The organism is Deinococcus aerophilus (assembly GCF_014647075.1).
Classification (GTDB): Bacteria; Deinococcota; Deinococci; order Deinococcales; family Deinococcaceae; genus Deinococcus; species Deinococcus aerophilus.
Window position 1 is genome coordinate 53,162 of record NZ_BMOM01000015.1, and the last position, 18,621, is coordinate 71,782.

19 protein-coding genes are annotated in these 18,621 nt (G+C 68.0%); 18 read left to right on the forward strand and 1 reads right to left on the reverse strand.

What is annotated here, in order from left to right; all coding sequences use genetic code 11:
• The first annotated feature begins 102 nt into the window (after window positions 1-102).
• The 5 genes from IEY21_RS10355 to mnhG are packed head-to-tail and all read left to right on the forward strand — an operon-like array spanning window position 103 to window position 3,262.
• A complete protein-coding gene (locus IEY21_RS10355; RefSeq protein WP_188904115.1) occupies window positions 103-522 on the forward strand; it encodes a Na+/H+ antiporter subunit C in 420 nt (139 codons plus the stop codon).
• Window positions 519-2,102, forward strand: a complete 1,584-nt coding sequence (locus IEY21_RS10360; protein WP_188904117.1) for a complex I subunit 5 family protein — start codon at window positions 519-521, stop codon at window positions 2,100-2,102. The genes IEY21_RS10355 and IEY21_RS10360 overlap by 4 nt, the downstream gene beginning before the upstream one ends.
• On the forward strand, window positions 2,099-2,596 hold the full coding sequence (locus tag IEY21_RS10365; RefSeq protein ID WP_188904119.1) for a Na+/H+ antiporter subunit E: 498 nt from the start codon (window positions 2,099-2,101) through the stop codon (window positions 2,594-2,596). Before IEY21_RS10360 ends, IEY21_RS10365 begins: the two co-directional genes overlap by 4 nt.
• Entirely contained in the window at window positions 2,593-2,853 is a 261-nt protein-coding gene (locus IEY21_RS10370) for an MrpF/PhaF family protein (RefSeq protein ID WP_039682283.1), read from the forward strand. The genes IEY21_RS10365 and IEY21_RS10370 overlap by 4 nt, the downstream gene beginning before the upstream one ends.
• A 34-nt stretch (window positions 2,854-2,887) precedes the next feature.
• Window positions 2,888-3,262: a monovalent cation/H(+) antiporter subunit G gene (gene mnhG, locus IEY21_RS10375; protein ID WP_188904121.1), complete on the forward strand. Its 375-nt coding sequence runs from the start codon at window positions 2,888-2,890 to the stop codon at window positions 3,260-3,262.
• 7 nt (window positions 3,263-3,269) lie between these two features.
• On the opposite strand, the gene IEY21_RS10380 is transcribed toward mnhG, so the two are convergent.
• Entirely contained in the window at window positions 3,270-3,596 is a 327-nt protein-coding gene (locus tag IEY21_RS10380) for a hypothetical protein (protein WP_188904123.1), read from the reverse strand.
• 167 nt (window positions 3,597-3,763) lie between these two features.
• Here IEY21_RS10380 and IEY21_RS10385 point away from each other — a divergent pair, with 167 nt between their 5' ends.
• The 13 genes from IEY21_RS10385 (at window position 3,764) to nuoH (ending at window position 18,567) form a co-directional block, all read left to right on the forward strand.
• Complete coding sequence (locus IEY21_RS10385; RefSeq protein ID WP_188904125.1) at window positions 3,764-5,206, forward strand: ROK family transcriptional regulator; 1,443 nt, start codon at window positions 3,764-3,766, stop codon at window positions 5,204-5,206.
• Window positions 5,207-5,277: 71 nt separating this feature from the next.
• Window positions 5,278-6,513 (forward strand): ABC transporter substrate-binding protein, encoded by a 1,236-nt coding sequence (locus IEY21_RS10390; RefSeq protein ID WP_188904126.1) that lies wholly within the window; start codon window positions 5,278-5,280, stop codon window positions 6,511-6,513.
• A gap of 185 nt (window positions 6,514-6,698) precedes the next feature.
• Window positions 6,699-7,823 (forward strand): carbohydrate ABC transporter permease, encoded by a 1,125-nt coding sequence (locus IEY21_RS10395; RefSeq protein WP_229753024.1) that lies wholly within the window; start codon window positions 6,699-6,701, stop codon window positions 7,821-7,823.
• Window positions 7,820-8,686, forward strand: coding sequence for a carbohydrate ABC transporter permease (locus IEY21_RS10400; protein WP_373290505.1), 867 nt, complete (start codon window positions 7,820-7,822; stop codon window positions 8,684-8,686). Before IEY21_RS10395 ends, IEY21_RS10400 begins: the two co-directional genes overlap by 4 nt.
• Window positions 8,687-8,805: 119 nt before the next feature.
• The gene (locus IEY21_RS10405) at window positions 8,806-9,954 is read left to right on the forward strand and encodes an ATP-binding protein (protein ID WP_188904128.1); all 1,149 of its coding nucleotides are present in this window, start codon (window positions 8,806-8,808) and stop codon (window positions 9,952-9,954) included.
• 307 nt (window positions 9,955-10,261) lie between these two features.
• On the forward strand, window positions 10,262-10,597 hold the full coding sequence (locus IEY21_RS10410; protein ID WP_188904130.1) for an NADH-quinone oxidoreductase subunit A: 336 nt from the start codon (window positions 10,262-10,264) through the stop codon (window positions 10,595-10,597).
• Between the two features lie 52 nt (window positions 10,598-10,649).
• A complete protein-coding gene (locus tag IEY21_RS10415; RefSeq protein WP_188904132.1) occupies window positions 10,650-11,186 on the forward strand; it encodes a NuoB/complex I 20 kDa subunit family protein in 537 nt (178 codons plus the stop codon).
• A 113-nt stretch (window positions 11,187-11,299) separates the two neighbouring features.
• Complete coding sequence (locus IEY21_RS10420; RefSeq protein ID WP_268237792.1) at window positions 11,300-11,944, forward strand: NADH-quinone oxidoreductase subunit C; 645 nt, start codon at window positions 11,300-11,302, stop codon at window positions 11,942-11,944.
• A gap of 71 nt (window positions 11,945-12,015) precedes the next feature.
• Window positions 12,016-13,248 carry an NADH dehydrogenase (quinone) subunit D gene (gene nuoD, locus IEY21_RS10425; protein ID WP_188904163.1) on the forward strand — a complete coding sequence of 411 codons (1,233 nt, stop codon included), beginning with the start codon at window positions 12,016-12,018 and terminating at the stop codon, window positions 13,246-13,248.
• A 12-nt stretch (window positions 13,249-13,260) separates the two neighbouring features.
• Entirely contained in the window at window positions 13,261-13,887 is a 627-nt protein-coding gene (gene nuoE / locus IEY21_RS10430; protein ID WP_188904133.1) for an NADH-quinone oxidoreductase subunit NuoE, read from the forward strand.
• Window positions 13,884-15,221, forward strand: coding sequence for an NADH-quinone oxidoreductase subunit NuoF (gene nuoF / locus IEY21_RS10435; protein WP_188904135.1), 1,338 nt, complete (start codon window positions 13,884-13,886; stop codon window positions 15,219-15,221). Before nuoE ends, nuoF begins: the two co-directional genes overlap by 4 nt.
• Window positions 15,218-17,395 carry an NADH-quinone oxidoreductase subunit NuoG gene (nuoG, locus tag IEY21_RS10440; RefSeq protein WP_188904137.1) on the forward strand — a complete coding sequence of 726 codons (2,178 nt, stop codon included), beginning with the start codon at window positions 15,218-15,220 and terminating at the stop codon, window positions 17,393-17,395. The genes nuoF and nuoG overlap by 4 nt, the downstream gene beginning before the upstream one ends.
• Window positions 17,395-18,567, forward strand: a complete 1,173-nt coding sequence (gene nuoH, locus IEY21_RS10445; RefSeq protein WP_188904138.1) for an NADH-quinone oxidoreductase subunit NuoH — start codon at window positions 17,395-17,397, stop codon at window positions 18,565-18,567. The genes nuoG and nuoH overlap by 1 nt, the downstream gene beginning before the upstream one ends.
• Window positions 18,568-18,621 lie beyond the last annotated feature (54 nt).

Sequence of the window (18,621 nt, forward strand, 5' to 3'; positions counted from 1 at the left end):
GCGGCAGAACGTGGATGCGGAGCAGAGAAAGGCGGTCCCCTGCCGTGTTTCACGCCCTCTCCCCTGCCCACCCGGAGTTCCCGCTCCCCCGGAGGCCCTGTAATGGAATCGTTGTTTGCTGTCCTCGTCGGCGTGCTGGTGGCGGCCGGCGTGTTTTTGCTGCTGTCGCGCACCATCATCCGGGTGGTGCTGGGGCTCGCCTTCATCGCTTACGGGGTGAATCTGGCGATTCTGACCGTGGCGGGTCTGCGCGACGAGGCTCCGCCGCTGCTGACCCTGGCCGGCCCCTACGTGGACCCGCTGCCGCAGGCCCTGGTCCTGACCGCCATCGTGATCGGCTTCGGCACCACGGCGCTGCTGCTCACGGTGGCGCTGCGGGCCTATCAGGTTGCCGGGCACGACGATGTGGAGGCCTTCGGCGACGGCCTGGCCCGCAACCCCGACGCCCCCGACGGCCAGTACGCCGACCCCGAACACCTCAGTCCCGACCAGCCGGAAGCCGATCATGAGGCCCGGTCATGAGCGGCATCATGCTCTCCGCGCTGCCGCTGGCCCCGATCCTGACGCCGCTGGGCCTGGGCGTGCTGCTGCTCGCTCCCATGCGGCGTGGGTGGCAGGTGGCCGTGGCCCTGGCCTCGGCAGTGCTGACGCTGCTGTTCGGGCTGAGTCTGCTCGGCGTTACCGCAGGCGGCGCGGTGCTGGTCAGCGAGCTGGGCGGCTGGCCGGCGCCCTTTGGCATCGTCATGACCGCCGACCGTCTGGGATCGTTCATGAGCGTTCTGGCCGCCGGGTGCGGGGTGTTCACGGTGTGGCTGATGGCCGCGCGGCCCGACCCGGTTCGTGAGAAGCACCATTCCTTCGCGCTGACCTCGTTCCTGTTCGCGGGGGTGCAGCTGTCCTTCCTGACCGGCGACCTGTTCAACCTGTTCGTGGCCTTCGAGGTCATGCTGGTCGCCAGCTACGCTCTGGCCGTGCTCGGCTCCACCCGCGAGCAACTGCGCGAGGGTTTCCGATACATCGTGATGAACCTGTCGGCCTCGGCGCTGCTGGTGGTCGCCTGCGGGCTGGCCTACGGCACGCTGGGCACGCTGAACTTCGCGCACCTCGCGCAGCGCAGCGCGGCGCTGGGACCGAACGCCACCGTCACCGCCGTGGGCGTGCTGCTCCTGATCGTCTTCGCGGCCAAGGGAGCGCTGTTTCCGCTGGGCTTCTGGCTGCCGGGCACCTATCCGGCGCTGCCCCACGCCACCGGCGCGTTCTTCGCCGCAGTGCTCACCAAGGTGGGTCTGTACGCCCTGATCCGGGTCTTCACCACCGTCTTTAACCAGGACCCGGACCTGCCCAACACGCTGCTGCTGATCCTGGGAGCCGTGACCATGCTGTACGGCGCGCTGGGGGCCCTCAGCCAGCGCGAGTGGCGGCGCATCCTGTCGTTCACGGTGGTCGGCTCGGTGGGCTACCTGGCTTTTGGGCTGGGGCTGGGCACGCCCGGCGCGCTGCGGGCCAGCTTGGCGTACCTGGCGGTCAGCGTGGCCGTGACCCTGGCGCTGTTCCTGATCGCCGCCGTGGCCGAGCAGGCGGGCCGCAGCCGCCTGGTGCGGACGCGCGGCTTTATCGATGTGTTGCCGCTGCTCGCCGCGTGCTTTTTGCTGTGTGCGCTCACCGTGGCGGGCCTGCCGCCCACGGCGGGCTTCGTGGCCAAATATGGCCTGGTGCGTGCCGGGCTGGAACAGGGCTCCGTCCTGGCCGGGGTGGCCGTGGGAAGCGCGCTGCTGTCGAGCCTGATCACGCTGTACGCCCTGCTGAACGTGTGGCGGGGCTTTTTCTGGGGCCGCCGCCCCCGCGAGAATCCGGTGGGGGCTGTGCCGTGGGCCGAGCGCCTGCCCGCCTATCTGGCCTCGGCGCTGGTGGCCGCGCTGGCCGTGTTCGCCGGGCCACTGCTGGGCTACGCCGGGGCCACCGCCGACGAACTGAAGAACAACACCCGCTATATCCTGGGCGTGCTGGGGAGCCGGCCGGTGGACCTGCCCGCCCGCCCCAAGGGAGACGAGGTGCAGCAGCCCAAGGACGGCCACACCCCGCTTCCGGAGGGACCGCCATGAGGGGCCTGGCCCTGAACATCCTGCTCGCCCTGGTCTGGACGCTGTTCGTGGGGGAATTCAGCCTGCGCGAGCTGGCGGTCGGCTTTCTGCTGGGCTTCCTGATCCTGAGCGTGTTTCCACTGTCGCTGGGCACCGGCGGGTATGTCCAGCGCGCGCTGGCCGCCGTGCGTTTCGCGGGGTTCTTCGCGCGCGAGCTGACGGTGGCGAACGTGCAGGTCGCGCTGTTCGCGCTGCGCCGTCACCCCCCGCTGCATCCCATGATCGTCGCCTATCCGCTGCGGCTGCGCGGCGACAGTGCCCAGACGCTGCTCGCCGCCACCATCACCCTGATGCCCGGCTCGGTGGCGATGGGCTTCAATCCCGAGCGCACCGTGCTGTATGCCCACACCATCGGCCTGAACAGTGCGCGCGCCGCCCGCGCCAGCGTCCGCAAGGTCGAGGACGCCCTGCTGCCGCTGTATGGCCAGAGCGCCGCCCCGGAGGAGTCCGCATGATCATCAACCTGGCCCTGGGCATCGTCACGCTGTCGGTTCTGCTCGTCACGGTGCGCGTGCTGCGCGGCCCCAGCTGGGGCGACCGCATCATGGCCTTTGACTTTCTGAGCGTGAATCTGGTCGTGCTGATTGCGCTGATCGCCGTCAAGACCCGCCTGATCGTGATGCTCGACGCCGCGCTGGTCCTGAGCCTGCTGGGATTTCTGAGCACCGTGGCGCTGACCCGCTACCTGCTGCTCGGCCGGGTGATGAAGTGAGCGGGCCTGAGCGCGGGCCGGGCCGGGGGGCCGCATGAACGACTTCGTGCCTGCCCGCGACATTCCTATTCTGCTGGGCGCCTTTTTCGTGCTGTCGGCCGCCATCGGGCTGATGCGCTTTCCGGACCTGTACTCGCGGCTGCACGCGAGCAGCAAGCTGGTCACGCTGGGGTCGGCCGGCATCTTTCTGGGGGTGGCACTGGAGTTCGCCCAGACCGAGGCGCTGACCCGCTTGATCGCTGTGTTGCTCTTTCAGTTTCTGACCACTCCGCTGAGCGCCTACCTGATCGCGCAGGCCGCCTACCTGCGTGGGCTCCGGCCCCTGCTGGAAGGACCCGACGAGTGGCAGGCGCTGGGCAAGGCTGCCCTGCTGGACACCGACCCGAACGGAGCGCCGCCAGAACGCTGAACAGCTCCTAGGCTCCGGCGTGCTCCTCATCAATCCGGCGCAGCTTTTCCATGCGGGTTGCCAGCTCACCCAATTCCAGGGCGCGCAGGGCCTTGACCGTGCGGCCCAGGCCTGCTCCATCAATGCGGTTCTGGTTCCAGCCCGCGATCAGCATGGCGCATCCCTGCAGGGCGTCTCCCACCGTTTCCTTGTGGAACATGGCGGCCAGGTTGCCCGCCTGCGCGGGCCGAGTGGCCTGCACCTGTGCCTGAACATCGAGGACCACCTGCATGAATACCTGATCCAGCCGCGCGCGGTCGTCGGGGGCGATGGACTTGTCTGCTTCTCGGGTCATGGCGGGTAGTGTACGGCCTGCTTTTCGCCCGGAACCCAGCACAGCACCCCGGGGCGGCCTGCTGCCGGCACACGGCCGGAGCCTCCCCCGCGCCGGTTTCTTTGCTTCACTGGGCCAGCGCTCCGCCTTAGTTCGCTCACTTGACAAACCAAACAGCGAAGCGCAGCATGAGCAGTACCACCCTTCGTCCTCACAATTCACTGCGCCGCCCGCACTGCCGACCCGAGCCCTTTTGTCCCCGTGGCCCCCTTCTGCTGTTCCCGAGGTCTCCCCTGTCCCGTTCCCCGCACACCGACACGCTGGATCTTGCGGCCATCCGCACGCGGCATACGCTGCTGCTGCTGCGGCGGCTGTGGGATGGCGAGTGCGCCCGGGTGGACATCGCCCGCGAGCTGGGGCTGTCGCGCAGCGCCATCGGTAACATCGTGGCCGAACTGCTGGGCGCGGGGCTGGTGCAGGAGGGAGGCCGCCGGGAGGACGGCAGCGTGGGCCGCCGCGCCACGTTGCTGCGCCTGAATGCCCGCGCCGCCGCGCTGATTGCCGTTGATCTGGGGGCCAGCCACGCCCGGGTAGATGTGCTGGACCTGCGCTGCCGCAGCCTGGCGACCCGCAGCCGCCCGCACGACATCACCCGGGGGCCGCAGGCCACCTATGCGCTGCTCGCCGAACTCGCCGCGGAGGTGATGGCCGAGGCCGGGGTTGGGGCCGCGGGAGCCGCACTGGTGGGAGTGGGCGTGCCCGGCCCGGTGGACCACGGCACCGGCCGGGTGGTGCAGCCGCCCAACATGCCCGGCTGGGACGGCGAGAACGTGGGCGAGGGCCTGCGCCGGGTTCTCGGCATTCCCACGCTGGTGGACAACGACGCCAACCTGGGCGCGCTGGCCGAGGCCCGGTTCGGAACCCACCCGGGCCTGAGCGACCTGATCTACATCAAGGCGGCCACCGGCATCGGCGCGGGCATCCTGCTGGGCGGGCAACTGCACCGCGGCGTCCGCGGCGGGGCCGGCGAGATCGGGCACATCAGCATCAACGAACACGGACCGGTGGGCCGCAGCGGCACTCCCGGCAGTCTGGAAAGCTACGCCGCGGCCCAGGTGCTGCCGGCCCTCGCCGAACGCCTGCGCGCCGCCGGACACGCGACGGACCTGTCCGCGCCGGTGACCCTGAGCGACCTGCTGGTCCACGCCGGCAGCGATCCGCTGGCCCAGACCGTGTGGCAGGAAACCGGACACCACTTGGGGGTGGCAGTCAGCACCCTGCTGAACCTCTTCAATCCCCAGGCCGTGGTGATCGGGGGCCGGCTGGCACAGGCCGGCGAGGTCTTTCTGGACGCCATCCAGACCAGCGCGTGGGCCCGCACCATGCGCATCAACGCCGACCGCACGTGCATTGCGCTGGGCACCCTGGGCAGCGAGGTCGGCGTGCTGGGAGCGGGGGCCATGATGCTCGACCACCTGCTCACGCCGCGGGGGCTGCCCCTCCTGTACCGCATCGCCCGGAACGCCGGAGCGCTGGACGGTCCAGTGGCCCCGGTCTCGGGCGGCGCGGCGCCCACCCCCATCCGCGAGGGGGCGGCGAGCCGCGCGCCGCCCCCGCCGGGCCTCCTCTAACCCGGCCCCCGGCCCTTCCCGTTAAACTTGTAGTCAAACACACAGATCACCCCTTTCTCTGTGGAGGAATCATGAAAAAAGCCCTGCTGATCGTCGCCGCCCTCGCCACCACGTCCAGCGCCCTGGCCGCTGGAAAGCTGGAGATCTTCTCGTGGTGGTCCGGAGATGAAGGTCCCGCCCTGGAAGCCCTGATCAAGCTGTACAAGCAGAAGTACCCCAGCGTGACCGTGGACAACGCCACCGTGTCGGGCGGTGCGGGCACCAACGCCAAGGCGGTGCTCAAGACCCGCATGCTGGGCGGCACGCCCCCCGATTCCTTCCAGGCGCACGCCGGGCAGGAACTCATCGGCACCTGGGTCGTCGCCAACCGCATGGAGGACCTGAGCAGCCTGTTTCAGTCCGAGGGGTGGAACAAGGTCTTCCCCGCCGACGTGGTCAAGCTGATCTCGACCGATAAGGGCATCTGGAGCGTGCCGGTCAACGTTCACCGCAGCAACGTGCTGTGGTACAACCCCGCCAAGCTCAAGGAATGGGGCGTGTCCGTGCCCAAGACCTGGCCGGAATTCCTGAGCACCTGCGCGACCCTCAAGTCCAAGGGCGTGGCCGCGCCGCTGGTCGTGGGCGAGAACTGGACCCAGCAGCACCTGTGGGAAAACGTGATGGTCGGCACGCTGGGGGCCCAGAACTGGGAGAACCTGTGGAACGGCAAGCTCAAGTTCACCGATCCCAAAGTGGTGGCGGCGTTCACCACCTTCAACAAGGTCATGGACTGCGCCAACAAGGACGCCTCGGGCCTGAGCTGGCAGCAGGCCAGTGACCGCGTCGTCAGCGGCCAGAGTGCCTTCAACGTCATGGGCGACTGGGCGGCCGGGTACTTCACCACCACCAAGAAACTGGAACCCGGCAAGGGCTTCGGCTGGGCCACCGCTCCCGGCACGGCCAAGACCTTCGTGATGCTCGCGGATTCCTTCGGGCTGCCCAAGGGGGCCAAGGACCGCGCCGAGGCCATCGCGTGGCTCAAGGTCCTGGGCAGCAAGCAGGGCCAGGACACCTTCAACCCCCTCAAGGGCAGCATCGCCGCGCGCACCGACAGCGACCTGAGCAAGTACAACACCTACTCGCGCAGCGCGGCCACCGACTGGAAGAACAGCAAGATCGTGGGCTCCATGGCCCACGGCGCGGTCGCCCCCGAGAGCTTTACCAGCGCCTTCGGGGCCGTGATTGACCAGCTGGTCGCCACCAAGAACAGCGCCGGAGCAGCGGCGGCGGCCCAGCAGCTGGCCACCCGCGCCGGCATCGGCAAGTAAGTCCAGGCCGCGAACCCGGGGGCCGGACGTGGATCGTGGAATCACGGTCGGCGTTCTGCCCCCTCTTCCTTGTCCCCCTCGTCGCCTTGTCCCCCGCCGCCCCTCAGCACAGGGCACACATCAGGGACCCGGGCACGCCGCCCCCCGACGCCTCATCCTTCACGCTCCAGCAAAGGAGGCCCCCCTTGAAAGGCCTGAGCAAAGACCGCCTGTGGGCCATGGCCGTGCTGGCCCCCAGCATCCTCCTGATTGCCATTTTCGTGTACTCCTTCATCGCCCGGACGGTGTATGTCAGCCTGACCGACTGGGGCAACGATCCGGCGCAGGCGCTGGCCATTGACCCGATCATCCGCTGGGTGGGCTTCCAGAACTATCAGGAGCTGTTCACCGGTTTCCTGCAGGGCCGCTTCCGCCAGGAGCTGGTCAATACCCTGTTCTTCACGCTGTTCTTCATCCTGGGCTGCCTGGGCCTGGGCCTGGGGCTGGCCCTGATCCTGGACCGCAATCCCCGGGGCGAGGGCCTGTGGCGCACGGTCTTCCTGTTTCCCATGAGCCTGAGCTTCATCGTGACCGGCACCATCTGGCGCTGGATGCTGCAGCCGCAGGGCGGCGTCAACCAGGCCCCCACGCTGGTCGGTGCGCCGCCCTCCACCTTCGGGTGGCTGAGCAGCAACGACGCGGTATTGAAGTTCGACTGGAACGCCCTGCCGCTGATCACCGCGCTGGTGGTGGGCGTGGTCCTGATTGTGCTCGCCGTGCGCGCCGCACGCGAAGGCCAGCGCACCCGCATGGTGGTGGCCGCCGCGTGCGCCGCGCTGCTGCTGCTGTGGGCGGTCTTCATCGGCCCCCGGGTCAAGCTGCTCGCCGCGCCCGAGCTGCACGGCTTCAACTTCGCCATGATCGGCATCATCATCGCCGCCGTGTGGCAGATGAGCGGCTACACCATGGCGCTGTACCTCGCCGGACTGCGCGGCATTCCCGAGGAACTGCGCGAGGCCGCCCGGGTGGACGGCGCGAACGACGCGAGCATGTACCGCCACGTGATCTTCCCGCTGCTCTCGCCCATCACCCTGAGCGCCATGATCATCCTGGGCCACATCAGTCTCAAGATCTTTGATCTGGTGTACGCCATGGCCGGACCCGACAACATCAGCGCCAGCGTCCCGGCCCTGAACATGTACCTCACCAGCTTTCGCCAGAACCAGTTCGCGCTGGGCGCAGCCATCGGCACCATCCTGCTGATTCTGGTCGCCTTCGTGATCGTGCCCTATCTGGCCAGCCAGTTCCGGGGCGAGGAGGGCCACTCATGACCGCCGTCAAGCACGCCGCCGCGCCTCCCTCGGCTCCGCCGCGCCGCGCCCCCGGCATGGGCCGGGCCTTTACCTACCTGCTGCTGATCATCGCCACCCTGTTCTTCCTGATTCCGGTGTATCTGGTGTTTGCCACCGCCCTGAAAAGCCCCGACGCGATCACGCTGGACACCGCGTGGCACTGGCCGGCCGTGCTGAACTGGGCCAGCTTTTCCGAGGCGTGGGACAAGGTGGGCGGCAACATGCTCAACAGCCTGTTCCTGGCGGTGGTCGCCACGCTGCTCAGCGCGCTGCTGGGCAGCCTGAACGGCTACGCCCTGAGCAAATGGCGCTTCCGGGGGGCCAACACCCTGTTCGCGCTGATGCTGTTCGGAATGTTCATTCCGTATCAGGCGGTCCTGATTCCGCTGTTCCAGTTCATCAAGGCGCTGGGGCTGTACGGCAGCATCTGGGGCCTGATTCTGGCGCATGTGGTGTACGGCATTCCCATCACCACCCTGATCTTCCGCAATTTCTACGCCGACGTTCCCGACGCGCTGATCGAGGCCGCCACCATCGACGGCGCGGGCTTCTGGCAGATCTACGGCCGCGTGATCTTTCCCATCAGCGTGCCGGGCTTCGTGGTGGTCATCATCTGGCAGTTCACACAGGTGTGGAACGAGTTCCTGTTCGCCGCCACCCTCACCAATACCAGCAGCCAGCCGGTGACCTACGCGCTGTCGCAGCTCGCGGGCGGACAGGCCGTGTCGTGGAACCTCCCGATGGCCGGAGCCATTCTCGCGGCGCTGCCGACCCTGATCGTGTACATCGTGCTTGGCCGCTACTTTGTGCGCGGTCTGCTCGCCGGAAGCGTCAAGGGCTGATCCTGCGGCCTTCCCCGTCCGGCCCCGCCCCCGAGCACCGCGGCGGGGCCGCTCCCTGTCCGGACCTGCCAAATTGTTACGGTCCTGAACGGAACGCGGGGTACACTGCGGGCCGACCCATGCCCAGTGCCGACCTGCAAACCGTTTTCGTCGTCGCGGCCGACCGCGCGCGTGCGGCGCAGCTGGCCCCGCTGCTGCGGCAGGCCACGGTCATCCATGTGGCCGACGCCGAGACGCTGCTGCGTGAGGCGCATGTCCACCCGCCCGATGTGGCCCTGCTGTACACCGACCTGCCGGGGGTGCCGCCGGCCCAGGTGCTGCCCCTGCTGCGCCAGCGCGCCGAACTCGGCGGCACGCAGTGGCTCGCGGTGGGCACCCAGGGACTGGGCGCCATGCTGGGGGCCGGGGCCGACGCGCTGATCAGCGACCTCACCCCCCCCGAAGCCCTGGCGCTGCAGGTGGAGGTTCTGCTCGCCCGCGCGCGCCAGCACCACACCCTGCAGGGCCGGGTCAACGCCCTGCAGCGCCGCATGGACACCTGGGAACACGAGGAGCGGGTGCGCGATCAGCTGGTCCACATGCTCGTCCACGACCTGAAAAACCCGATCGCCGCCGTGATGGGCCTGCTGGACATCGTGCAGGAAGACACGCGGGTGCCCGACGATTCGCGCGAACTCATCAAGGTGGCCCGGGATGAAACCCAGCATCTGCTGCACCTCGCCGTGAACATGCTCGACGTCCGCAAGATCCAGGCGGGCAAGATGCACCTGCGCCGCGAACTGATGTTTACCCCCATGTTTCAGGAGGTCATTGACCTCGCGCGCGGCGACGTGGGCAGCGGCCTGCGCGACCGCCGCTTTCACTGCGAGGTCGAGGGCAGCCTCAGCCCCGCCAGCGCCGACCCCGAGATCCTGCGCCGGGTGCTTGCCAACCTGATCAGCAACGCCATGAAGCACACCACCAAGGGCGGCACCATCGGCGTGACGGTGCGCTCGGCCCCGGACGCCGTGCATGTCCGGGTTCAGGACGACGGCGAGGGCATTCCCGCCGATGACATTCCCAACCTGTTCGCCGCTTTCGAGCAGTCACGCCTGACCCTGCACGGACGCTTCGACACCGGCATGGGGCTGGCCTTCTGCAAACTCGCCATCGAGGAACACGGCGGCACCATCGGGGTCGAATCTGAGCGCGGACACGGGTCCACCTTCACCTTCACCCTGCCGCTGGCGCAGGACGATGACGACGATTTTGCCGAACTGCTGACCTGAACGCGCCGCTGGATGCGGCCGGGCGCCGGCGTGTTTCTGCGCCCGGCGTCGGCCGTCATGACCGGTATGCGGTGGGAACGCCCGGGGACGGAACACCGGCGCAGACGCCCCCCGGATGGCGCCATCCGCTGGTGTTGGCGCGGCGGAAACATGGTAAAACAGGGCCGTACAACAATTCGTTACGGAAGGTCGTTCAGCCCTCTCTTTTTTTACAGCGCTTCGTGCCGTTTTTCACGAGCGTTCTGTGGAACAGAAGCCCTCCCGGGCAGAAAGGAGCGTTGTTATCGAATACGCCAACTTTGTGATCATGCTGCTGGTCGCGCTCGGCATCGGCGTTCTCGCCGTGATCGTGAGCGCCATTCTGGGACCGAAGAAGGGCAGCCGCGCCAAGCTCATGGCCTACGAGTCCGGCAATGACCCGGAACACGGCGGCGTGGGCACCGGCCAGCGCTTTCCGGTGCATTTCTATCTGGTGGCCATGCTGTTCATCGTGTTCGACATCGAGACCGCCTTCTTCTATCCACTGGCGGTGGCCTACCAGAAGCTGATTCCCTTCGCTTTCTTCGAGGCCCTGACCTTCGTGCTGCTGCTGCTGGTGGGCTACGTGTATGTCCTGAAAAAGCGGGTGCTGGAATGGGCGTAGGAAACGTGGAGGCCAGACGGCTGCGCCAGCTGCCTGCACCGGAGGTGCCGTCATGGCCCTGAAAGAACTGTTTGACCGCGACTGGCAGGAACTGGAATCCGAGGGCATCCTGTTTTCCAGCCTGGAAAAGCTGGTGGCGTGGGGACGCAGCAACTCGCTGTGGCCCGCGACCTTCGGACTGGCGTGCTGCGCCATCGAGATGATGAGCAGCACCAACGGACGCAACGATCTGGCCCGTTTCGGTTCGGAAGTCTTCCGGGCCAGCCCCCGGCAGGCCGACGTGATGATCGTCGCCGGACGCCTGAGCAAGAAGATGGCCCCGATCATGCGCCGGGTCTACGACCAGATGCCCGACCCCAAATGGGTGATCAGCATGGGTGCGTGCGCCTCCTCGGGCGGCATGTTCAACAACTACGCCATCGTGCAGAACGTGGACAGCGTGGTGCCGGTGGACATCTTCGTGCCGGGCTGCCCGCCGCGCCCCGAGGCGCTGATCTACGCCGTGATGCAGTTGCAGAAGAAGGTGCGCGGCGAGGCCTTTGACGAACTGGGCCACCAGCTGCCGATGGTGGACGCGTGGACCCGGTGAGCGGCGAGAAATCCGGCAAGGCCGGAGGGGCCGGCGACAGCGACACCACGCCCCAGGTGGTCGCCCGCACCACGCCGCCGGTCCTGACAGGAACGCCGGACGTGGCCCCGCCCGTGACGGTCACGCCCGCTCCGGCGCACACGCCGCCCGCCCCCTCCCCCGCCGGTCCCCGCGACGTAAGCGGACTGATGACCGAACTGGGCCTGCAGGAAGACGACGCGGCGGAGCCCACCGCCGTCGTGCCGCCCGGGCGGCTGCGTGAGGTCGCCGCCGAACTCAAAGAACGCGGCTTCATGCTCATGGACACGGTGGGACTGGATTACCTGACCTTCACCGCGCCCCGACCCAAGCGGTTTGCCGTGCTGCACAACATCTACCACCCGCGCGACCACCGCCGCCTGTTCCTGCGGGTGTGGCTGGACGACGGCGAGGCGCTCGACAGCCTGTATCCGGTGTGGCGGGCCGCCAATTACCTGGAACGCGAGGTCTACGACCTGCTGGGCGTGGTGTTCACCGGCCATCCCGACCTGCGCAAGGTGCTCACGCCCGACGATCTGGAAGGCCACCCGCTGCGCAAGGACTTTCCGCTGGGCGAGACACCGACGCTGTTCCGCGACGGACGCTTTCTGGACCCCGCCGCCTTCCGGGCGGGCGTGACCGGCCAGCAGTCTGGCCTGACCGGCTACCGTGGCGAGCTGCGGCGCGGGCGCGGCGAGGACCGGGTACCGCCCGTGATGCCGGAAGGGGGGCCCAAATGACGACCCAGGACCGCGAGCACCTCAACGCGCTGGAGCGCGATCCCCAGTCGGGCACGCTGCCGCGCCGCCAGATGAGGCCCGACCACCAGGAATCCACCTCCGAGGAACGGCTGCACGGCCAGACCGGCGCGCTGATGCACACCGAGATCATGTCGCTGAACGTGGGGCCGCAGCACCCCAGCACGCACGGGGTGTTGCGGCTGGTGGTGGACATGGACGGCGAGTACGTGGTGAAGGTCACGCCGCACATGGGCTACCTGCACACCGGCTTCGAGAAAACCTTCGAGAACCGCACCTACCAGCAGGGCGTGACCTACGCGCCGCGCACCGATTACCTGCACAGCTTCGGCCACGAGCTGTCGTATGTGCTGAGCGTGGAGAAGCTGCTGTCGGCCCAGGTGCCCGAGCGCGCCACCACCGTCCGCGTGATCCTGCACGAGCTGGGGCGCATTCACAGTCACCTGGTGTTCGTGGGCACGGGCCTGCTGGACCTGGGCGCCCTGACGCCGTTCTTCTACGCCTTCCGCGAGAAGGAGAGCGTGCAGGACCTGTTCGAGGCGGTGTGTGGCTACCGCATGAACCAGGGCTACTTCCGGGTGGGCGGCCTGAGCCGCGACATCCCCGACGGCTGGCCCGCACAGGTCTCACGTTTTCTGGACCAGATGGAAAGGGGCGTTCAGGAATACACCACCCTGTTTGCCGAGAACCCCATCTTTCAGGACCGCGCCAAGGGCGTGGGCATCATTCCGCCCGAGGTCGCCCTGGACCTGGGCCTGACCGGACCGAACCTGCGCGCCTCGGGCGTGCCGCTGGACAACCGCAAGGACAACCCGTACTGCGGCTACGAGACCTACGACTTCAACGTGGTCACGAGCACCGACGGCGACAGCCTGGCGCGCTTCAACATGCGGCTGTGGGAGTTCGGGGAGAGCATCAAGATTGTCCGGCAGGCCCTCAAGCGCCTCCAGCCGGGGCCGGTCCGGGACTCCAACCGCAAGATCAGCCTGCCGCCCCGCCACGAACTGGAAACCAGCATGGAAGCGGTGATCCACCATTTCAAGCTGGTCACCGAGGGCTTTCACCCGCCGGTGGGCGAGGTGTACGTGCCCACCGAATCGGCGCGCGGGGAAGTCGGGTATTACATCGTCAGCGACGGCGGTTCCATGCCGTACCGGGTCAAGATCCGTGCCCCCAGCTTCGTGAACCTGCAGGCCCTGGAATACGCCTGTGTGGGCGCGCAGTTCGCCGACCTGATCACCATTCTCGCCACCATCGACCCCGTGCTCGGGGACGTGGACCGGTAAGGGAGCCAACGCTTGAGTTACTTCGCCGATAAACAGTCCCTGGTGGCCGACATCTTCAGCCGCTACCCCACCTCACCGCAGGGCCGCCGCTCGGCGCTGATGCCGCTGCTGCGTGAGGTTCAGGACGCCGAGGGCTTCGTGAGCGGGTCGCGCATGGACGAGATCGCTGCGCTGTGCGGCACCACCGCCACCGAGGTCCGCAGCGTCATGAGCTTTTATTCCACCTACCACACCCTGCCCACCGGCCGGTACCACCTGCAGGTGTGCAGCACGGTGATGTGTTCGCTGGCCGGGTCCGACGAGCTGTGGGACCACCTGATCGCCACGCTGGATGTGCAGCCGGGGGAGGTCAGCCCCGACGGACGTTTCAGCGTGCAGAAGGTGGAATGCCTGGGCTCATGCGGCACCGCCCCCATGATGCAGATCAACGACGACGGGTACTACGAGAACGTGACGCCTTCCAAGTGCGCCCGCCTGCTCGAGTCCCTGCGCGCCGACCTGCAGCCGCTGCCCGACAATCCGGTGCCCGTGACGGTGAATGCCGAGGGCCGTCAGGTTCTGGCGAGCGGTGAGGCGGTGGGGGCGAGCATCACCGGGCTGAGCCAGTTGCCGCCGCTGAGTGCCGGGGGGGACGCATGACCGCCGTCGCCCCGCCCAGACCCATCACCAGCGGCAAGGACCCGCGCTTTGCGCCCACGCTGTACGCCCACGTCGGGCAACCTGAAAGCTGGACGCTGGCGTACTACCGCCGCAACGGCGGCTACGAGGCCGTCAAGCGTGCCTTTGGCATGGGTGCGGACGCCGTGATTGACGAGGTGAAGGCCTCTGGCCTGCGCGGACGCGGCGGCGCGGGCTTCGCCACCGGCCTCAAGTGGTCCTTCATGCCGCTCAACGACGGCAAGCCGCACTACATCATCTGCAACGCCGATGAATCCGAACCGGGGTCCTTCAAGGACCGCTACCTGCTCTCGGAAGACCCCCACCAGCTGATCGAGGGCATGATCATTGCCGCCTACGCCATGCGGGCCTCTGTCGGTTACATCTACATCCGGGGCGAGTATGTCCACGCCGCCCAGCGCATCCAGGCCGCCATTGAGGAGGCGCGGGCCGCCGGGCTGCTGGGCCAGAACATCCTGGGCAGCGGCTTTGACTTTCAGCTGCATCTGCACCGCGGAGCCGGGGCCTACATCTGCGGCGAGGAAACCGCGCTGATGAACTCCCTGGAGGGGCTGCGGGCCAATCCCCGCCTGAAACCGCCGTTTCCCGCCGCCGCCGGGTTGTACGGGCTGCCCACCACCATCAACAACGTGGAGACCTTCTGCGCCGCCACCCAGATTCTGAAATTTGGTGCGGAGTGGCACGCGGAGATGGGCACCGAGAAGAGCAAGGGCATGAAGCTGTTTCAGGTCTCGGGACCGGTGGCGCGGCCCGGCGTGTATGAGCTGCCGCTGGGCACCACCTTCCGCGAGCTGATCTACGACTGGGCGGGCGGTCCCCTGGAAGAGATGAAGGCCATCATCCCTGGCGGCTCCAGCTGCCCGCTGCTGCCGTACACCGACGCCATTCTGGACACGCCCATGGACTACGAGCACATCGCCGCCGCCGGGTCCATGCTGGGGACCGGGGGCGTCACCGTGATTCCGAAGGCCGACTGCATCGTGAACGCCACCTGGAACATGGTGCGCTTTTACGGCCATGAGTCCTGCGGCAAATGCACGCCGTGCCGCGAGGGAATTTCCAGCTGGATGACCCGCATGTACGAGAAGCTGGTGCGCGGCCACGGCCAGCCCGGCGACGTGCAGCTGATTCTGGACATGTCCGAGAACATCGGGGGCCGCAGCTTCTGCGCCCTGGCCGACGCCTGCCTGGGGCCGGTGCTGAGCAGCATCGCGCTGTTCCGCGAGGAATACGACTCGCTGGCACAGCTGCAAAAGCCGGTCTATCCGCCACGCAACCGCTGGAGAGACGCATGAAAGTCACCGTTGACGGAACCGAACTCGACCTGCTGCCGGGCACCTCTGCCATTGACGCGGTGTTTGAAGCGGGCGGAGACGTGCCGTATTTCTGCGCCCACAAGTACCTCTCGCCGGTGGGTGCGTGCCGCATGTGCCTGGTGGAAACCGGCTCGCCGCGCAAGGAAAAGGACGGCTCGTTCATCATGGACGACGCCACGGGCCAGCCCAGGATCTTCTGGTTCCCCAAACCGATGGCCTCGTGCACCATGCAGGCCACCGAGGGCATGCACATCAAGACGGCCCGCAGCAGCGAGGTGGTGGCCAAAGCGCAGGCGGGCATGATGGAGTTCACCCTCCTGAACCACCCGCTGGACTGCCCCACCTGCGACAAGGGCGGCGCGTGCGAGCTGCAGGACCGCGCCTTCGAGTACGGCTACGGGGCGAGCCGCTTCGGCTTTGACCGCCGCCACGCCGACAAGCACTATCCGCTCTCAGAGTTCATCATTCTCGATCAGGAGCGCTGCATCCACTGCAAACGCTGCGTGCGCTACTTCGAGGAGGTGCCGGGACAGGAAGTGCTGGACTTTATCGAGCGGGGCGGGCACACCTTCATCGATACGGAGGAGGGGGGGCTGCCCACCGGATTCCAGGGCAACATCGCCGACATCTGCCCGGTCGGAGCGCTGCTGGACAACGTGGCGCGCTTCCGGGGCCGCAACTGGGAATACGACCATACTCCCACCACCTGCACCCTGTGCCCGGTGGGGTGCTCGATCACCGTGGACGCCCGCAACGGCCGCCTGGAGCGCATCGTGGCGCGCGAAAACCGTGAGGTGAACGAGGCCTGGATCTGCGACGCGGGGCGCTTTGGCCACAGCTTCGCCTCCGAAGACCGCCTGACCGTGCCGCTGGTGCGGGTAAACGGCGAGCTGCAGGAGGCGAGCTGGGACGCGGCGATTGCCGCCATCCGGGCGGGCATGGCCCACCACAGCGTGGCCGACCTGGGGCTGTACCTGAATGCCGATAGCACCCTGGAAGAAGGCGTGGCGCTCGAAGCGCTGGCCGACGCCCTGGGCAGCGTTCATGTGGACCACTGGCCGCGCTACGAGATCTCGCTGGACGCCATGCCGAACGGCGCGGTGACCCTGAGCGACGTGGCGACCGCCGACGCCGTGGTGGTCCTGGGCGCGGACCTGGGCGAGGAAGCCCCCGTGCTGGAACTGCGCATTCTGGAAATGCTGCGCGGCGGCCTGCTGCCTCCCGAGTACGCGCACGGCACGGCGATTGCCGACCTGCGGTTGGTGGAGCGTCCCGAGCGCACGCCCGGCAAACTGGCCGTGATCGGGAAGGAGTCGCGGCTGTGGGCGCACGCGGGCATCCGCGCCTCCGCGAACGGCCACAACGCCCTGGAGCGCCTGATCCACCCCGACACGCCCGAACTCAAGGCCGCACTGTCGCTGCTGAGCGGGGCCGAGAAGGCGATCATCATTCTGGGCGCGGACGTGCTGAACGGCGCTTCCGGCTCGTTTGCCGCGCAGCTGGGCCAGCTCGCCACCCGGACCGGCGCGAAGATCCTGGCCATCCCCGCCGGGGCCAACAGCAGAGGTCTGGCGGCCCTGAAGCTGGTACCCCGGGAAGGGGGGCTGCCCTTTGCCCGCCTGCACGACGCCCCGGCCGCCTTCATCAGCCGTCTGGACCCCGCCGGAGCTGGACATCCCGGCCGGGCACGCGGCCTGACGGTTGTTCACGACTCGCACCTGACGGCCACCGCCCGGCTGGCCGACGTGGTGCTGCCCGCCGTGACGAACTACGAGAAACGCGGCACCACCGTCAACCTGGAAGGCCGCCTGCTCACGCTGGAACAGGCCGCCATCAGTGCGGGCGAGGCCGCCGACCTGACGCGCACCCTGAGCGCCGTGGCCGAGGCGCTGGGCCTGCGCGCCCCGGTGCGCGGCCTGAAGTCGGCGCAGACGTTGGCGGCACAGCAGCTGGGACTCAAGCTGGGTGACCTGCCGGAACGCGGCGTCCTGCACACCTTCCACACCGTCCACGTGGCCGCCACCGAACAGCCCCACATTCCGCAGCTGTGGACGGCACGCATGCAGCCTGCCGTGTCTCCCTCGGCGCCCCGGCCCGTGCGGCTGACCGCCCTGCCCCTGCACACGCCGGTCCCCACCGGAGGCGACGACTGATGCCCGACTGGCTGCTCACCGCGCTGATCACCCTGCTCAAGGCCGTGCTGGTGGCCCTGGCCCTGCTCACGACCTTCGCGTACATGACCCTGATCGAGCGCCGGCTGCTCGCCCGGATGCAGATTCGCTACGGACCCAACCGCGTGGGGCCCATGGGCCTGCTGCAACCGCTGGCCGACGCCATCAAGAGCATCTTCAAGGAAGACCTGCAGGTCACGCTGGCCGACAAGCTGGTGTACACCCTGGCCCCCATCATCGCCATCGGCATGGCCCTGACCGCCTTCGCCGGCATTCCGGCGGGGCCGCCGCTGAGCCTGTTCGGGGAAAACCCCTGGGTCTACAACCTGGACGCCGGGCTGCTCGCGCTGCTCGCGCTGACCTCCATGGGCGTGTACGGCATCTTCCTGGGCGGCTGGGCCTCGGGCAGCAAGTACCCGATTCTGGGGGGCCTGCGCTCCAGCGCCCAGATGATCAGCTATGAGCTGGGCATGGGCCTGAGCATCCTGGGCACGCTGATGCTGATCGGCAGCACCAACTTCGTCGCCATCGTGGAGTGGCAGGCGCTCAACGGCTGGATCATCGTGTTTCAGGTGTTTGCCTTCGCACTGTTTCTCGTCAGCTCCTTTGCCGAGGTCAACCGCACGCCGTTTGACCTGCCGGAAGCCGAGCAGGAGATTGTGGCCGGCTACCTCACCGAGTACACCGCCATCAAGTGGGCGCTGTTCCAGATGGCCGAGTACGTCAACATGATCACCGCCTCGGCCCTGATGGCCACGCTGTTCTTCGGCGGCTACCGGGGACCGGTGTTCCTGGACGCCGTGATTCCCGGCATCAGCGGCTGGCCGATCGTGTGGCTGGTCGTCAAGATCGCCTTTTTCCTGTTCCTGTTCATCTGGGTGCGCGCCACCCTGCCCCGGCTGCGCTACGACCAGCTGATGCGCTTTGGCTGGAAGCTGCTGCTGCCGCTGGCGCTGGGCAACACCATGCTGGTGGCCTTTTACCTCGCCTTCGTCACGCCTGCGGGCTGGGGCCTGTGGCTGCTGGGGGTCCTCAGCGGGCTGGCGCTGCTGCTGCTGTTCTTCCTGAGTGACCGGGTGCGTGCGCTGTGGAGCGCTCCGGCCATCCGTCCGACAGACGCCCCCAGACCGGTGCGGCCGGCCGGGGGGGACTGATGCCGCACCCGGGCCTGTTCGTGCCGTTCTCATCGCCGGGCGCTGGGGACGGGC

Excerpts from the sequence above, each read along its gene's own strand:
- IEY21_RS10390 (WP_188904126.1), top strand. The coding sequence starts at position 5,278 with ATGAAAAAAGCCCTGCTGATCGTCGCCGCCCTCGCCACCACGTCCAGC.
- IEY21_RS10415 (WP_188904132.1), top strand. The coding sequence starts at position 10,650 with ATGGCCCTGAAAGAACTGTTTGACCGCGACTGGCAGGAACTGGAATCC.
- IEY21_RS10365 (WP_188904119.1), top strand. The coding sequence starts at position 2,099 with ATGAGGGGCCTGGCCCTGAACATCCTGCTCGCCCTGGTCTGGACGCTG.
- IEY21_RS10385 (WP_188904125.1), top strand. The coding sequence starts at position 3,764 with ATGAGCAGTACCACCCTTCGTCCTCACAATTCACTGCGCCGCCCGCAC.
- IEY21_RS10370 (WP_039682283.1), top strand. The coding sequence starts at position 2,593 with ATGATCATCAACCTGGCCCTGGGCATCGTCACGCTGTCGGTTCTGCTC.
- mnhG (WP_188904121.1), top strand. The coding sequence starts at position 2,888 with ATGAACGACTTCGTGCCTGCCCGCGACATTCCTATTCTGCTGGGCGCC.
- IEY21_RS10405 (WP_188904128.1), top strand. The coding sequence starts at position 8,806 with ATGCCCAGTGCCGACCTGCAAACCGTTTTCGTCGTCGCGGCCGACCGC.
- IEY21_RS10355 (WP_188904115.1), top strand. The coding sequence starts at position 103 with ATGGAATCGTTGTTTGCTGTCCTCGTCGGCGTGCTGGTGGCGGCCGGC.
- nuoH (WP_188904138.1), top strand. The coding sequence starts at position 17,395 with ATGCCCGACTGGCTGCTCACCGCGCTGATCACCCTGCTCAAGGCCGTG.
- nuoF (WP_188904135.1), top strand. The coding sequence starts at position 13,884 with ATGACCGCCGTCGCCCCGCCCAGACCCATCACCAGCGGCAAGGACCCG.
- nuoG (WP_188904137.1), top strand. The coding sequence starts at position 15,218 with ATGAAAGTCACCGTTGACGGAACCGAACTCGACCTGCTGCCGGGCACC.
- nuoD (WP_188904163.1), top strand. The coding sequence starts at position 12,016 with ATGAGGCCCGACCACCAGGAATCCACCTCCGAGGAACGGCTGCACGGC.
- IEY21_RS10380 (WP_188904123.1), bottom strand. The coding sequence starts at position 3,596 with ATGACCCGAGAAGCAGACAAGTCCATCGCCCCCGACGACCGCGCGCGG.
- IEY21_RS10410 (WP_188904130.1), top strand. The coding sequence starts at position 10,262 with ATGCTGCTGGTCGCGCTCGGCATCGGCGTTCTCGCCGTGATCGTGAGC.
- IEY21_RS10400 (WP_373290505.1), top strand. The coding sequence starts at position 7,820 with ATGACCGCCGTCAAGCACGCCGCCGCGCCTCCCTCGGCTCCGCCGCGC.
- IEY21_RS10360 (WP_188904117.1), top strand. The coding sequence starts at position 519 with ATGAGCGGCATCATGCTCTCCGCGCTGCCGCTGGCCCCGATCCTGACG.